Below are 15,315 nucleotides of genomic sequence, written 5' to 3'. Positions count from 1 at the left end.
AATAAAACTCCTCTGTAGCTACAGAGGAGTTTTACATGATAAATTTAAAAAGTAAAATTATAGAATAGATACTTGCAAGTGTAAATATAACACTATCAATTCCACTCTTTGGATTTATAATTATAGGAGATGCTATATTTACATTTAAAGGATAAAATAGTTTTACACCTTTTGGAGTTAGAAAGTCGGCAACTAAATGTAGTAAATATCCTAAGCTTATACTTTGATAGAGATAATCCAGATTGTATTGCGTTGTTATAGTTTTGATTATGTAAGCAAATATTAAAAAGCCCATAATACTATGAGTAAAACCTCGATGTGTAGATATACCTATAAATAAGAAAATAAGAGACAAAAGAGCATAGGTAGTATTTTTTTTATCCATATATAGATATAAAAAGATAGAAGCTATAGAGATGAAAAAAACCACACGATATAATTCATTTTTTAGAAACAGTAATTTTTGATTTAACTTTGATTTAGGATGATCTAAATCAGGTATTAAAGAACCAAGTGATGAAGCAATGATAATTATAAGTTGCTCATTTATAGGTTTATCATAGGCCATAGTAAGACCTGCCGCAACACCTATAGCTATATGGGTTTTTCCCGTCATATATTTCACCTCGATGATAAAATTTAGCCAAATTCTTAGACTATTACATTATATATCTTTTCGAACATATATTCAATAAAAAAGAAAATATTGTAAAAAAATGTAGAAATATTGATTTAATATAAAATGTTATACTAGAAAGGTTAATATTTATACAATATCACTATAGACTAAATTTTTAGATTATCACATAATTTTTCCAAACCTCATATAATGATTTGGGAGGTTGAAAAAATGTTTAAAAAAAATAATGATGTTGATTTATTAGGAGACAAAGATAAAAAAGTCAAAGCATTAGAAGAAGAACTCTTTATATTAAAAGGTATTCAAGATGCTATGCCAGATCCTTATTTTGTAAGAGATATGGACTATAATATAATCCTTTGGCCTAAGTCTATGGAAGATCTTATGGGATATAGCGAAAAAGAAGCTAAAACTATAAAGTGTGGAGATCTATTTAAAGCTACCGTTTGTAAAGATTGTCCTACTCAAAAATGTATAGCTAGTAAAGAGTTCTTAAAAGATGCTAGTGTGGATGTATATACTAAAAGAGGAAAAGTGTTAAATACACTTGTCTCCAACGCTGGTATCTACGATAAAGAAGGAAATCCACTAGGTGCTGTAGAGATTGTAAAAGATAATTCTAAATATAAAAGTATGATACAAGCGGTAGGTGATAGTACTGAGCAACTAAGTGCTATCTCTGAAGAAATGGCAGCTTCTTCGCAGGAAGTAAGTTATATGTCAGATAAAGTAAAGAACCAAACTATCGAAGTTTCAAAAGCATCCCAAGAAGTATCAGCTGCTACTGAAGAAGTGAGTTCTCATTCAAATAAATGTGTAGAATATGCAAATGGTGTTAAAGAAAATATAGATAAAGTAAACACTTCAATGGATTATTCTGTAGAAAAGATTAATAATTTAGAGGAAAAATCTATAGCTATAGCAAATGCAATAACTCAAATACAAAATATTGCAGCACAAACAAATCTTTTAGCACTTAATGCATCTATTGAAGCAGCTAGAGCTGGAGAAACTGGAAGAGGATTTACTGTTGTAGCAGAAGAAATCCGAACACTTGCAGAGAGTTCAGATAACTTTTCAAAAGAAATTGAAACTACAATAAAAGAGATAAGCACTATGATAAAAGAAGTAACAAATGCTATTTCTAATGTAAATAAAGATTTCAGAGAAAGTGAATTAAGCACAAATGAAATGATAAATTTGATAAATGAGATTTCTAAGATTTCAGATTCTATGGTAGAATCTATGGAAAAAATTGAAAATGCTACTACTAACAATTTAGAAATAAGCTCAAAACAAAATGAATCGATGGAAGAATTAGAAAAAGTAGCACAAAATGTAGCTGAAATAGCACAAGTGACTCAGGTAGAATTTGAAAAGATAAAACATAATGATATGGGGTAATAAAACACTAGAAGATATTGCTAGTGTTTTATTACTATGAGATATAGATAGTAAAATGAAATTGGAATTAAAAAGTAAGGTATTAAAAAAAATTAAATAACAATTTTATAAATCCTATAAATGGGTATCATAAACTTAAGAAAACTTAAAGGAGAATAGTATGAAAAAAATAATTTCACTTATGTTAATATGCGTATTAGCATTTAGCTTAGTAGCATGTACACAAGAAGGAGAAAAACCATCAAAGACTCCAGGAGATACAGGAGAAAAACTTAGAATGGGATATATCACAATGGATCTTGGAAATCCATATTTTGTAAGAGTAATAGAAGGTATGAAAGAAAAGGCAAAAGAACTAGATATAGAATTAACCATTCATGATGGGAAAAGTGATGTAGAACCTCAAATAAAAGCTATGGAAGATCTTATAACACAAAAGGTGGATGCAATTATCCTTAGTGCAAATAGTTCAGAAGCTTTAAACCCTATGATACAAGAGGCTAAAAGTGCAGGTATTAAAGTTATAGCTGCAAATGCTGAAGTAGGAGATCCAGATGCATTTATAGGATCTATAGAATATGACAATGGCTTTCAAGCTGGAGAAATTGCAGGAGAATATATAAGAGATAATCTAAATGGTGAAGCAAAGGTTGCAATCCTTAAACTAGGTACAATCCCAGCTGCTTTAGAAAGAACAAGGGGTCAAAGAGAAGGTGTACTATCTATTGCACCAAATGCTAAGATAGTTGCCGAACCTGAAGCTAGTACTAGGGAACTTGGACTAAATGCTATAGAAACACTTTTGCAATCTAATCCAGACTTAAATGTAGTATTAGGAATAAATGATGATTCAGTGCTTGGTGCATATCAGGCGATGATGTCAGCTGGAAAAGATGGAAAAGATATAGTTTTGGTAGGTTTTGATGCAATAGAAGAAGCATTACTGAAAATTAAAGAAGGCGGAATATATAGAGGTACTATAGATATAGCTCCATTTGAAAGTGGTAAAGTTATAATTGAAACTGCAAAAAAAGTAGTAAAAGATGGACCAATAAAAGAATTAATAGAATTTCCAGTTACTAAAGTAACACCTGAAAATGTAGATAAATTTTTAAATAAATAATAAATTATCCTCCATTTTTTAATGGAGGATAATTTATATAAAGATAAGGAGATACCATGAAAGAGTTTATATTGAAATTAGAAAACCTTACTAAAGAGTACCCAGGAGTAGTTGCACTTAATAATGTAAGTATAGAATTTGAAAAAGGTAAGATTCATTCTCTTGTAGGAGAAAATGGTGCAGGCAAATCTACCCTTATAAAGCTTATCACAGGGGCAGTAGATAAAACTTCTGGAAAAATTTATTATAAAGGAAATGAAATTGAAAATAATTCCCCCATAAATAGCTTGAATAAAGGAATCATACCAGTATATCAAGAGCTTAATATGATACCGACACTTTCTATTGTAGAAAATATTTTTTATGGAAACGAAAAAACAAATGGATTGATTTTAGATAAAAAATATATGCTCAAAAAAACTAGAGAATTATTAACAGAAGTAGGACTTAATATATCGCCTGAAACTAAGATAAGAGATATGGGGATTGGAAATCAACAATTAGTAGAGATTTCAAAAGCCCTTGTAAGAAATGTTGAGGTGTTAATATTAGATGAACCCACTGCATCACTAACTGATAATGAAATAAAAAATTTATTTCATATAATAAATAAACTTAAAACCGATGGGGTAACTATAATATACATATCCCATAGACTAGATGAAGTCTTAGAGATATCAGATACCATTACAGTTTTAAGAGATGGTAAAGTGATAGATAGCAAATCACCAACTGAACTTGATGAAGAAATGCTAGTAAATCTTATGGTTGGAAGAGACCTTATCCGAAATAAAAAAGAAAAAGAAAAAGAAATAGTTTCTCAAAGAGTTTTAGAATTTAAAAATGTAAATACGAACAAGATAAAAGATATATCTTTTATCTTGTTAAAAGGTGAAATACTAGGAATAGCTGGACTTATAGGATCAGGAAGGACAGAACTTGCAGAAGCAATATTTGGAGTAGATGAAATACTTTCAGGAGAAGTTTTTATAGGGGGAAAACAAAAGAAGATAAAGTCGCCAAGAGATGCTATAGAAGAAAACATAGCATTCATAACAGAAGATAGAAAATCTTTAGGATTGTTACTAGATCTATCAGTTTTAGAAAATGTAACTTATTCTTCACTAGAAAACATTAGTAAAATAGGAGTTATAGATAAAAGAAAAGAAGAAAAGCTTGTAAAAAATATATTAGAAAAATTACAAGTTAAGTACTCCACACTCGGAGAAAAAGTTTTAAACCTAAGTGGAGGAAATCAACAAAAGATAGTTATAGCAAAATGGCTTCTGTCAAACGCATCTATATTTATATTTGATGAGCCTACTAGAGGAATAGATGTAGGTGCTAAAGAAGAGATATATAATATACTAAGAAGTTTAACAGAGGAAGGAAAGTCCATTATAATGATATCTTCAGAAATGCAGGAAGTCATAAATATTTCTGATAGAATACTTGTTATGAGTAATGGGCATATAGTATCAGAATATAAATCATCTGAAATTACATCGGAAAAGATTTTTATAGATTCAGCAAGTCTATTAAAGGAGCAAAAAAATGGATAAAATTAAAAGAAGTGGAGTTTTTACTTATGGAATATTGATATTTTTAATGGTTTTATTTTTATTTTTATCTTTCAGTAGTCCATATTTTTTAACAGTAGATAATCTAACTAAGGTTTTAAGACAAATTGCAGTGGTAGGTATTGTGACAGTAAGTATGACTATGGTAATTCTTACCGGAGGAATAGATCTATCTGTAGGCTCTATACTAGGACTTACTTCCGTAATACTTGCAAAACTTATGGTTGCAGGCGTTAGTGTCCCTATAGCTATTATAATTACACTTATATCAGGAATGGGTCTTGGCTTATTTAATGGATTTTTAATAAATAAGATAAAGATATCTCCCCTTATTTCAACACTTGGAACAATGACTATATATAGTGGCATCACTTATATAGTTACAAAGGGGGTAAGCATATTTGGATTTCCTAAAAGTTTTTCATTTATAGGTCAAGGTTATATCCTCGGAGTACCAGTTCCTATAATAATACTAGTTATAGTATATATATTTGGATTCTTTATTTTAAACTATACAAGGTTTGGAAGATATCTATATGGAATAGGAGCCAATGAAAAAGCATCTATTCTTTCTGGAGTAGATGTTGTAAAGATAAAATATGTAGTTTATATTTTATCAGGTCTACTAGCTTCTCTTGCATCAGTTGTAATGTTATCTAGAATAAATAGTGCTCTTCCTAGTACAGGGGTCGGCTTAGAATTTGACGTTGTAACAGCAGTGGTACTAGGAGGAATAAGTGTAAACGGAGGCGAGGGAAAGCTTCAGGGTGTAGTTATTGGATTGTTGATAATTGCTATACTTTCTAATGGGATGATACTTCTAGGAGTAGACACTTACTTTCAAACAGTAGTAAAAGGAGCTGTGCTTCTAATGGCAGTTGGTATAGATAATATTTCTAAAAAATAAACTTGCTAAAACAAAATTAAAATTAGAAAACAAAGCTACCCCAACGTTTTATTAAGTCGGGGTAGCTTTGATTTCTAATGTATAAATTAAATTTATTTTATTTTATATAATCATTACTAATTAGAATATCTGATAAAATTTTTGTAGGTATAGTAAATTCTAAAACACCCATAAATCCAGGAGCTACTTCATATTCGTCAAAAGATATAATTAAATTACTATTTTCATCAATATAAAAATGTTGATCAGGAGCGATTTTTTCAAAGTTATCTAAATCGTTACCTAGTTCTTCTAACCAATAAATTTTAGAATCATCCTTTTTATTGTTTTCAATCATCTGCTCTTTAATATTTTCACTTATAATTTCTATATACTTATCATCTTTAAATAGAGAAGGTAGAGTTATTAATATATTATCTTTTTTAGAAATTGTATCAAATGTAAATTCTGTAGAAGAAGAAGCGGCAGTATTTGTTTTATATCTAGCTATTGAAAAGATTTCATCGGTATCAGTTTTTACAATATATCCACTATCTACTCCTAAATAACCTTGCCCATTTTCTTTTAAATCTTCAATTTCCTTCATAAATTCTTCATAAAGTTTTTTGTTTTCTTTTAAATATTTTTCATTTAAACTATTTTGTAGATTTTCATTTTCTAAACCTTCTATCTTAGGGGTTACTATATTTCCCTGATAATGATCTTGATCTATTTTGTACTCTCTAAAGGTTAAGACTTTAACTACACTTCCAATAACTGGAATATTACCTAAGCTATCTGCAATAACAAAACTAGTATTTACACCTGCTATTACAAGTACAAATAAAGCAGCAACAGAGGATAATAGGGTTAAGGCTTTTCTAATACTTTTTTGCTTTCTCATTTCAATTCTCCTCTCTCTTAATGTCTGTTCTATTAAGGAATCTAATTCCTTTGGAATGGGAATATTTTTATAGTCTTCTTTTAACTGTTCTATTTTTTTATCAAACATTTTTAACCTCCTTATCACCAATATTAATATTTATCTTTAGCTTTTTTAAACCTTTGTAAAGATTAGTTTTTACAGTATTTATATTTTGACCTAATATAGATGCTATTTCTTTTAACGGTAGATCTTCAAAATATCTTAATATTATAATTGTACGATAGTTATTAGGAAGCTCATTTAATGCTTTTTCTAAGTCTATATCTTCATAAATATCAATACGACCAATATCATTATAAAGTAAGGATTCATCGTCTACTAAAACTTCTCTTTTTCTTTTTCTAATAAAGTCTATAGAAGTATTTACAACTATTCTATAAAACCAAGTCTTAATAAATTGAGGTTCTTTGAGGCTATCAATAGATGAAAATGCTTTAAATATAGATTCTTGAACAATATCTAGAGAATCTTCAACATTTCTTACATAGCTATAAGCTAATCTATAGATGGCATCTTGATATTCAATTATATAATCCTCAACATATTTTTCCAATTCAACTTTGCGCATTTTAAGCTTCCCTTCATATTTCATTTCTATCGTAAAGGCCTTTACAATATATAGACGGATAACTATCTTAAAAAGTTTCAAAACAATTAACATTTAATTAAATTATAATAGATATATATGAATTTGTATGTGAATAAAGTCTAAAAGTATCCCGTAGCTGCTAAATATTAGGTATTTGTTCACTACTGTAAATGTCAATATAAGAACGGTTCTTATATTGACATTTACATCTAATTAGAGAAATGAAAAACTTATGGCAGTATTAGGAAGATTTGAAGATCTTCACCTTTCGAGCCTGTCAAATTATCTTGAAAGTACTAAAATGGAGTAGTGGTAAGTAAATAAAGATTATAGCCAAATAGATTTAGAAATTTAAGTTAAAATACTATTTAACAAAAAATAGTTATAATTAGATAGATTGTCTAATTTTCAGAATTTGATATAATAGGAATAGCGCTTAAAATCGTAAAAATCAAGTTTATAAATTTAGATGAGGTGAAACACTTGGCTTACACAAAAGATAATACAGATATAGTTGGAACTATTAATGGATAAATAATAAAGACAATATAAAAAACTATAAAGATCTATTAAACTCAAAACTAGGGTATAGCAGAAATAACATAATGGAATTGATAGATATGGTTGAAGAAATTAAACTATTAAATAAAAAAGATAAAAAGATAAAATTAACTTCTGAACGAATGGAAATCAATAAAAAATTAGTTAAACTATATGAAAAATTGGAGGATATAATAAATGGATAAATTTGAAAAAGTACCAAGTGGAATATTTGATAAAATAGAAGATAATAAAAAACAATTTATAAGTAAATTTGTAAATGATTTAGAAGAACTATTCCCAGAAACAGTTAGAGATGGAGTAGTAGATTTTCAAGCCTTACTTGATAGGTTTGGAAAATATGAAGAAGAGGACAAAAACGTAGAAAAATATAATATGACTTGGATAGGTAAAAGAGAAGCTATAAGAGAAGCTGATGAAGATATAGTAGGTAAAACTCTTAAATATGTAGAAGAAGATAGTAAAAATCCTGAAACCACTCAAAACTTATATATAGAAGGAGATAATCTGGAGGTTATTAAATTACTTAGACAATCTTATTATGGTAAAATTAAAATGATTTACATAGATCCGCCTTATAACACAGGGAACGATTTTGTATATAAAGATAACTTTGCTATGAGTGAAGAAGAATATGCTAAGCTTTCCGGGGAAGTAGATGAATATGGCGAAAGACTTGTGAAAAACTCAAAAGACTCAGGAAGATTTCATTCTGACTGGTTAAATATGATGTATCCTAGACTTAAGGTAGCAAAAGATTTGCTTAAAGATGATGGAGTTATATTTATATCTATAGATGATAATGAAGTTCATAATATAAGAAAGATTTGTGATGAAATATTTGGAGAAAGGAATTTTGTAGAACAATTAATATGGAAACGAAGGGCGACTGCTCCCAATGATAGAATTATTGGTAAAAATCATGAATACATTATTTGTTTTGCAAAAAACATTGAATCTGTGGTTCTTAATCTACAGCCAAGAAATGATAGCATAAATGAAAGATATAAAAACCCCGATAATGATTCACGCGGGAGGTGGGCTGCATCAGATTTAAGTGCGAATGGGAAAGGTGGCAGATTAGTAGAAAGCTGTATATTTCCAATAATGAATCCTGATACAAAAGAAATGTTTGATCCTCCTCAGAATAAATGCTGGCTATATAATAAAGAAAAAATAGAGCAATTACTTAATGAAGGTAGGATTGGATTTAGAAAGAATTCTGGAAGTCCATTTCTAAAAAGATATATAACAGAAGTAAGACAAGGTGCAACTCTACCTACTATAATTGAAAAGGGTGGGTTTTCTTCTGACTCTGCTAAAGAAATAAAAGATTTATTCAAAAAGGATGTTTTTGAATTTAGTAAGCCTGTATCTTTGATAAAAATAATATCTAAAACTGGTTCTAATAATGAAGATATAATATTAGATTTTTTTTCAGGATCGTCTACTACAGCCCATGCGATTTTAGATTTAAATGCAGAAGACAATGGTAATAGAAAATATATAATGGTACAACTTCCAGAACCAACCGATGAAAAATCAGAAGCTTATAAAGCAGATTATAAAAACATATCTGAAATAGGTAAAGCAAGAATAAGAAAATCAGGAGATAACATTAAAAATGATCTAAAAGAAAGATTTAATAAAGCCAGTGAAGAGGAAAGAAAATTGATGAAAGATCCAGAGAACCTAGACATAGGATTTAAAGTATTTAAAGTAGAAGATACAAACCTTAAGAGAGTTAAAGACACTGTAGAAGAAGGAATAGACTTAGAAAAACTTAAAGCAATATCTCCAAAAGACTCTGATGACTTTAACCCTCATTTCACAGATATAGATGTAGTTTATGAAATGATGCTTAAAAGACAAGATATAGAATTAACAGAAGAAGTTATTAGACTAGACTATATAGGAGATAGAATTTATTTAGTAGGACAAGCGATATTGGTATGCTTAGAAGAGAAGATAAATGAAGAGATGATAGATAAAATAGGTAGTATTAAACCAGCTCTATCATGGATAATTCTTAGAGATAGTGCATTTGATAGCAATATAAACTTAAAACTAAATGCAGTTAAAAGATTGAGAGCAGTAATAAAAGAGATAAATGATATAAAAGATCAAAAAATCTATTGGATATAGGAGGAATATTGATGACTGAGAAAAAAATACAATTTGACATAGAAGAACTTGATTATCAAAAATATGCTGTCAATTCTTTAGTAGATTTATTTGTAGATATTCCTAAAGTAGTTACCAATCCTATATACGGAGACAAGTTAAATGTTATAAGAGCTTCTACTAGAGGATCAGGAAAGTATATTAGAAATAAAGAAATATCTCTTGGAGAAAAGTTTCTAAATAATTTAAAATATGTTCAGTTTGGCAACAATATTATGGCAAATGAAAGTATAGACCTAGATAAAGGAATACTAAATTTAACAGTAGAGATGGAAACAGGAACAGGTAAAACATATGTATATTTAAAAACTATAATGGAGCTTTATAAGCAATATGAAGGAAGTTTTAATAAATTTATAATAATAGTTCCTTCTGTAGCTATAAGGCTTGGAGTCCAGAAAAGTATAGATATATTTAAGCACCAAATAGCAAAAGATTACGATGGAATAGATATTTCTAAACATGTTCTTACATTCGATGCAAGTATAAAAGATGTAGCAGCTAGTGTAAGAGATAACTTTATAGATAAAAATGAATTAAGTATTTTAATAGTAAATACTCATGCTTTTAATAGTACAAATAATAGATTAAGAGATTCCTCAGGCGAGTACAATCTAGATAATGTTTCTGCTTGGGATCAGATGAAGGGTGTTCATCCTATAGTAATTCTTGATGAACCACAAAAGTTTGATGGTGGAGATTCTAAAAAAGAAATGACAAAGACAATGAAAGCTATATATGAAACAGATCCTAGATTTGTAATAAGATATTCAGCCACTCATAGACAAAAGATGAATTTAGTTTATGAACTGAGTTCTTATGATGCCTATGTAAAAGAACTAGTTAAGAGAATAAGAGTAAGATCTATAACTAGAAAATTACCTAAGGATTTTCCTTATATAAAATATATAAAGATGACTAAAAACAATGATGCTAAGATAGAGATACTATATAATGATACTGGAAAAGGCGTAAAAACTAAAACCTTTGATATTAATAAAGAAAAAGATAATATCTATGAATTTTCAGGAGAGTTAAAGCAATATAAGAACTATAGACTTCTAGAAAATCCTTTTAAAGGACATCCTTTAAAAATAGATGCAAATGGTAAAATGATTGAAATTGATGAAGGTGAGTCTATAACTCCTTTTACAGAATCGGATATAGTCAGACTACAAATGAGAATTGCTATAGAATCTCATTTAGAACAACAATTTAAATTGTTGGATAAAGGAAAAGAAATAAAAGCTTTATCACTATTTTTTATAGATGAAGTTAAAAAAGTTAGACAAGAAGATGGAGAAGATGGAGAATATTTTAGGATATTTGATCAAGAGTACTCTAAAATAGTAAAACAAGATAAATGGAAAGTAAAGTTTGAAAAATATATAGATAAGTTTCCATATTATGAAGATGTAAAATCAGTTAGAGAAGGGTACTTTGCAATAGATAAGTTAAAAACCAGAACTGAGATTATAGAAATAGATGAAAATAAAAAGTCATATAATCAAAAAGAGAAGAGAAGTATCGAAAATGGAATAGAACTTATATTAGAAAGGAAGGAAGACCTTATAGATTTTAAAACTTCTTTAGCTTTTATATTCTCACATTCTGCTTTAAGGGAAGGATGGGATAATCCTAATATATTTACCCTTTGTACTTTAAAGAAAAGTGATAATGAAATTGCTAAAAAACAAGAGATAGGTAGGGGGCTGAGACTTCCTGTAGATATTGATGGTAAAAGAAATAAAGATATAGAAGACAATGTACTAACTGTTGTAGCTAATAGTAGTTATGAAGAATTCAGTAAAAGCTTACAAAAATCTTACAATGAAGAAGCAGGATTTAATAAAGAACAAATAAGTCAAGATATAATAAACCAGATATTTAAAAATGCAGGTATCAAAGAAACTGAAATAGATTCAGAGCTTTCTTTAAGAATGGTTGAAGAGTTAAAGGAACATGAAATTATTAACTCTGAGGGAATATTAAATGAAAATATAAAAGAAAAACTAGACAGTATAGAGTTTAAAAATAAAGTATTGAAAGCACATTCAATAAAAATAAAAGAAGAGATTATAAATGTGATGGAAGAAAGAGGCTCTAGAAGTATAGTGATTGAAAATGGTGATGAAGAAAATATAGTAAATAAAATAAATAGCTTTGTTAATGAAGAAGATTTTAAGAAAATAGTTTTTAGATTAGGAGATAAATTATCTTATAAGACTACTTATAGAATAGACATAGATGAGGATAAGTTCTTAAAATCAGCTATAGAAAGATTAAATGAATACTTCTTATATAGAGATTTAACTGAGCAATACTATACTTTAGAAGAAGGTAAACATCATATAAATAAAATAACTGGAGCTGGATATGAAAAAGCTTTAGAAATAAAAGAAAAAATAGAAAATATGGAAATTAAAATAGAGAGAAGTACAGCTGAAATTATAAATTTTATAATGGAAGGAACAGACTTACCAAGAAGAAGTATTCAATATATATATGACAGTATAGATAAAAAACACTTATTTAACAGCCAAGAATATTTAGACGGAGCTTTGAAAGAAATAAAAGATGTTCTTTTAAAACAAATAAGTGAAAGTCCAATAGAATATGACTTATTGAAAGGCTATACTATATCTCAAACTGATATATTTAAAATGGATACGGTAATAAATACTGAAATAGGTAAAAAAGGTGTATATCTATATCCAAATGATCCAAGAGTTGATAATAACAGTACTAAAAGAGGAATTAATAGATATTATAAATTTGATAGTAAAGGGGAAGAAGAATTTGCTATTCAATTGGATAAGGATGCTAAAGTAAAATTGTTTACTAAATTAAGTAAAGGTGGATTTGTAATAGACACCCCTTATGGAAATTACACTCCTGACTGGGCTATAGTTTATGAAGATGATGGAAAAGATAACCTTTATTTCATAGCAGAAACAAAGTTTCAAAAAGAAGAAAAAGATTTAATGGGAGTAGAAAAATTTAAGATAAAATGTGGAGAAGCACATTTTGAAACTATAAGTGAAGAATCAGGAAAAGATATTAAATTTACTTGGGCAAGTTCATATGAAAACTTTAAAAATAAAAATGGATTGTATTGATTGAATTAATATATGGGTACAAGAGTAAAATAATCTGGATAAAATTGATTTAGATTAAGTAAAAGACATAGGTAAAGCTTACCCATATTAAAAAAACATAGGTAAAAAATCGTAAAAATTACCTATGTTTTTTTATTCTCATTGTTAACATCCTATGACAATCAATTTTTAAATCAAGGGTTCACTTATATTAAAAGAAGGCGAGGTATTAACATACTTAAACAAGTAGTACACATAGGTACAACAGTAACAGGTATATATAAAATTTATGCTAGTTTAAAAGAAAATGGTGTAGAATTTATTTCAGATTCTCAATATTTCGATTTAACATATCAAGGTTTTGGTGAAATTAAAGCAGTATACTTTAAAGATTAATATTGGATTATGTTGTAACTATTAGAACTTATAGAATAAGGATCAGTTATAGACTTAGAAAATAAAATTATATTAGGATTATAGGAGGAGTTTTATGAGTAAAATAACTAAGAAAAAGAAAGATCATCCTATTGATATAGCTACAAGTTTAATGGCTTTAATAAGTCTCATGCTTTATCTTAATACTAAAAATATAGTGCTGGCTATTATAACTTTTTTACTGGGAACCGCTATATCAATTTTTGTTGTTGTAAAGATAAGTTTAAAGAAAAAGAAAAAGGATTATCAGAAATTATTAAACAGTGGAATTGATGATTTAGATACAATGTCTGGGTTAGACTTTGAAAAATTTATATTAGTACATTTCCAAAATCAAGGATATAAAGGTGAGGTTACAAAGGCTACTAATGATTATGGTGCTGATTTAATTTTAAATAAAGATGGTTCAAAGATTGTGGTACAAGCTAAACGATGGAAAGATAAGGTAGGAATTACTGCCATACAAGAAATTGTGGGAGCTATTAATTATTATGGCGCATCTAAAGGTATGGTTATTACTAATAGCTATTTTACATCCAATGCTCAGAACTTAGCAAAGGCTAATAATATAGAGTTATGGGATAGAGATATGCTTATTGGCATCATGTCTAAAAACCAAGGTAAGAATCTAGCTGAAAAGTTAAAATATGAAACAGAGGTTCAAGCAGAGTATTGTCCTATGTGCAAAAGTAAATTATTAATTCGAAAAGGTAAGAGAGGTTCATTTTGGGGTTGTTCAAATTTTCCAAAATGTAGATTTACTAAAGATTTAAATTGAAAATAATAGAATAGTGTGTAAGTTATTATGATTTTCTTGAATTAATCCAGAAAGGTAGTGATAGCATATGTCTAACTTGTTTATAAGAGAGAAAAAGTATCTTTGTGAAAATTATGCCAAACTTGGATATAAAAAACTCAACTAATAGAGCATTAGAATATTTTGTATGAGCCGTAAAAAGTCAATTATTTTGGGATGGAAATAAAAGAACAAGCTCTTTAATGGCAAATAAGATATTGATAGGAAATGGTGAGGGCATATTTACTAATTAAATTTTACACTACAAAAGCTACAGAACCGTTAATATTACAAGGACAGAGTATGTTTTATACTCTGTCCTTTAAGCTTGTCTTACAATCTTTCTTTATCTTCTATAAGTCGTTTAAAACTTGTTCTAAACTTATCATCATTTTCCTTTGTTCTCTTCTTAAATTTACTATGGTGTTTTCCAGTCTTTCTTAACTCTTTATGAATATGACGAGTATTAAGCATTCCATCAATATTGTAAGAAGTATATACTAACCCATTTTGGTTTATAGGATAAGCTTCTTTTGATATACACATTGCAGCAAGTCCATAGTCTGGTCCTCTGTCAAGAAAAAGGACAAATTAAACATAATAAATCTATATTCTGTTAAATAATATTTTCTTCCTCATAGTCATAAGGCGACTTCATGTCACAGTGACTATGTATTCTCTTTGTATTGTAGAATGTTTCAATGTATTCAAATATTAACTCATGAGCATGACTTAGATGCTGAATTACAAATCTATTCAGCCATTCTCTTTTAATAAGTGCATGAAAAGACTCGATTACTGCATTATCCCAAGGGTTACCTTTCCTTGAGTAACTCCTTATAAAGCTTTCTGCAGGAGTAGCGTCAATATAAGCTTTTGAGATGTATTGCACGCCTCTGTCGCTGTGAATAATTATGGGGCAATCTATTTTTCTGTTTTGCTTTGACTTTTCTATTGCTCTTAAAACACTTTTAGTAGAAAGATTATCAGTTAAATGCCAACCGACTATTTTTCTTGAATATAGATCCATTATTGATGCTAAATATACAAAACCAGATAAAGTATAAATATAA

At 28.3% G+C, this 15,315-nt stretch carries 13 protein-coding genes and 1 pseudogene; 9 read left to right on the top strand and 5 right to left on the bottom strand.

Features of this window, described 5'->3' with window-relative positions:
• Positions 1-31: 31 nt before the first annotated feature.
• Complete coding sequence (locus TICRE_RS00590) at positions 32-616, bottom strand: metal-dependent hydrolase (RefSeq protein WP_075724097.1); 585 nt, start codon at positions 614-616, stop codon at positions 32-34.
• A 234-nt stretch (positions 617-850) separates the two neighbouring features.
• Here TICRE_RS00590 and TICRE_RS00585 point away from each other — a divergent pair, with 234 nt between their 5' ends.
• From TICRE_RS00585 to TICRE_RS00570, 4 genes are all read left to right on the top strand, one after another.
• Complete coding sequence (locus tag TICRE_RS00585; protein ID WP_075724096.1) at positions 851-2,044, top strand: methyl-accepting chemotaxis protein; 1,194 nt, start codon at positions 851-853, stop codon at positions 2,042-2,044.
• 160 nt (positions 2,045-2,204) lie between these two features.
• Entirely contained in the window at positions 2,205-3,167 is a 963-nt protein-coding gene (locus TICRE_RS00580; protein WP_075724095.1) for a sugar ABC transporter substrate-binding protein, read from the top strand.
• Between the two features lie 56 nt (positions 3,168-3,223).
• A complete protein-coding gene (locus TICRE_RS00575) occupies positions 3,224-4,729 on the top strand; it encodes a sugar ABC transporter ATP-binding protein (protein ID WP_075724094.1) in 1,506 nt (501 codons plus the stop codon).
• Positions 4,722-5,654 (top strand): ABC transporter permease, encoded by a 933-nt coding sequence (locus tag TICRE_RS00570; protein ID WP_075724093.1) that lies wholly within the window; start codon positions 4,722-4,724, stop codon positions 5,652-5,654. The genes TICRE_RS00575 and TICRE_RS00570 overlap by 8 nt, the downstream gene beginning before the upstream one ends.
• Positions 5,655-5,751: 97 nt before the next feature.
• On the opposite strand, the gene TICRE_RS00565 is transcribed toward TICRE_RS00570, so the two are convergent.
• A complete protein-coding gene (locus tag TICRE_RS00565; protein WP_075724092.1) occupies positions 5,752-6,645 on the bottom strand; it encodes an RsiV family protein in 894 nt (297 codons plus the stop codon).
• On the bottom strand, positions 6,638-7,147 hold the full coding sequence (locus TICRE_RS00560) for an RNA polymerase sigma factor (protein WP_075724091.1): 510 nt from the start codon (positions 7,145-7,147) through the stop codon (positions 6,638-6,640). Before TICRE_RS00560 ends, TICRE_RS00565 begins: the two co-directional genes overlap by 8 nt.
• Before the next feature lie 626 nt (positions 7,148-7,773).
• Between TICRE_RS00560 and TICRE_RS13140 the strand changes: the two genes are divergently transcribed.
• The 5 genes from TICRE_RS13140 to TICRE_RS13555 all read left to right on the top strand — a co-directional run bounded on the left by TICRE_RS13140 (position 7,774) and on the right by TICRE_RS13555 (position 14,224).
• Positions 7,774-7,914, top strand: a complete 141-nt coding sequence (locus TICRE_RS13140; protein WP_158016370.1) for a hypothetical protein — start codon at positions 7,774-7,776, stop codon at positions 7,912-7,914.
• The gene (locus tag TICRE_RS00555; protein WP_075724090.1) at positions 7,907-9,874 is read left to right on the top strand and encodes a site-specific DNA-methyltransferase; all 1,968 of its coding nucleotides are present in this window, start codon (positions 7,907-7,909) and stop codon (positions 9,872-9,874) included. The genes TICRE_RS13140 and TICRE_RS00555 overlap by 8 nt, the downstream gene beginning before the upstream one ends.
• 11 nt (positions 9,875-9,885) lie before the next feature.
• Positions 9,886-13,032, top strand: coding sequence for a restriction endonuclease (locus TICRE_RS00550; RefSeq protein ID WP_075724089.1), 3,147 nt, complete (start codon positions 9,886-9,888; stop codon positions 13,030-13,032).
• A gap of 141 nt (positions 13,033-13,173) precedes the next feature.
• Positions 13,174-13,407 (top strand): hypothetical protein, encoded by a 234-nt coding sequence (locus TICRE_RS13135; protein WP_158016369.1) that lies wholly within the window; start codon positions 13,174-13,176, stop codon positions 13,405-13,407.
• 94 nt (positions 13,408-13,501) lie between these two features.
• Entirely contained in the window at positions 13,502-14,224 is a 723-nt protein-coding gene (locus TICRE_RS13555) for a restriction endonuclease (protein WP_084191687.1), read from the top strand.
• Between the two features lie 351 nt (positions 14,225-14,575).
• On the opposite strand, the pseudogene TICRE_RS00540 reads toward TICRE_RS13555, so the two are convergent.
• Positions 14,576-14,794 (bottom strand): annotated as a pseudogene (locus tag TICRE_RS00540) (DUF188 domain-containing protein); the annotation flags it as partial.
• Positions 14,795-14,858: 64 nt separating this feature from the next.
• The coding region (locus TICRE_RS00535) for an IS3 family transposase (RefSeq protein ID WP_143582993.1) at positions 14,859-15,315 on the bottom strand (457 nt) is incomplete at its 5' end.

Origin of the sequence: Tissierella creatinophila DSM 6911 (assembly GCF_001940565.1) — a bacterium.
Classification (GTDB): domain Bacteria; phylum Bacillota; class Clostridia; order Tissierellales; family Tissierellaceae; genus Tissierella_A; species Tissierella_A creatinophila.
This window is presented reverse-complemented; position numbering and strand designations above follow the sequence as displayed.

Bases quoted from the DNA above. Each gene is read 5' to 3' on its own strand.
- TICRE_RS00590 (WP_075724097.1), bottom strand. From the start codon at position 616: ATGACGGGAAAAACCCATATAGCTATAGGTGTTGCGGCAGGTCTTACT.
- TICRE_RS00585 (WP_075724096.1), top strand. From the start codon at position 851: ATGTTTAAAAAAAATAATGATGTTGATTTATTAGGAGACAAAGATAAA.
- TICRE_RS00580 (WP_075724095.1), top strand. From the start codon at position 2,205: ATGAAAAAAATAATTTCACTTATGTTAATATGCGTATTAGCATTTAGC.
- TICRE_RS00575 (WP_075724094.1), top strand. From the start codon at position 3,224: ATGAAAGAGTTTATATTGAAATTAGAAAACCTTACTAAAGAGTACCCA.
- TICRE_RS00570 (WP_075724093.1), top strand. From the start codon at position 4,722: ATGGATAAAATTAAAAGAAGTGGAGTTTTTACTTATGGAATATTGATA.
- TICRE_RS00565 (WP_075724092.1), bottom strand. From the start codon at position 6,645: ATGTTTGATAAAAAAATAGAACAGTTAAAAGAAGACTATAAAAATATT.
- TICRE_RS00560 (WP_075724091.1), bottom strand. From the start codon at position 7,147: ATGCGCAAAGTTGAATTGGAAAAATATGTTGAGGATTATATAATTGAA.
- TICRE_RS13140 (WP_158016370.1), top strand. From the start codon at position 7,774: ATGGAATTGATAGATATGGTTGAAGAAATTAAACTATTAAATAAAAAA.
- TICRE_RS00555 (WP_075724090.1), top strand. From the start codon at position 7,907: ATGGATAAATTTGAAAAAGTACCAAGTGGAATATTTGATAAAATAGAA.
- TICRE_RS00550 (WP_075724089.1), top strand. From the start codon at position 9,886: ATGACTGAGAAAAAAATACAATTTGACATAGAAGAACTTGATTATCAA.
- TICRE_RS13555 (WP_084191687.1), top strand. From the start codon at position 13,502: ATGAGTAAAATAACTAAGAAAAAGAAAGATCATCCTATTGATATAGCT.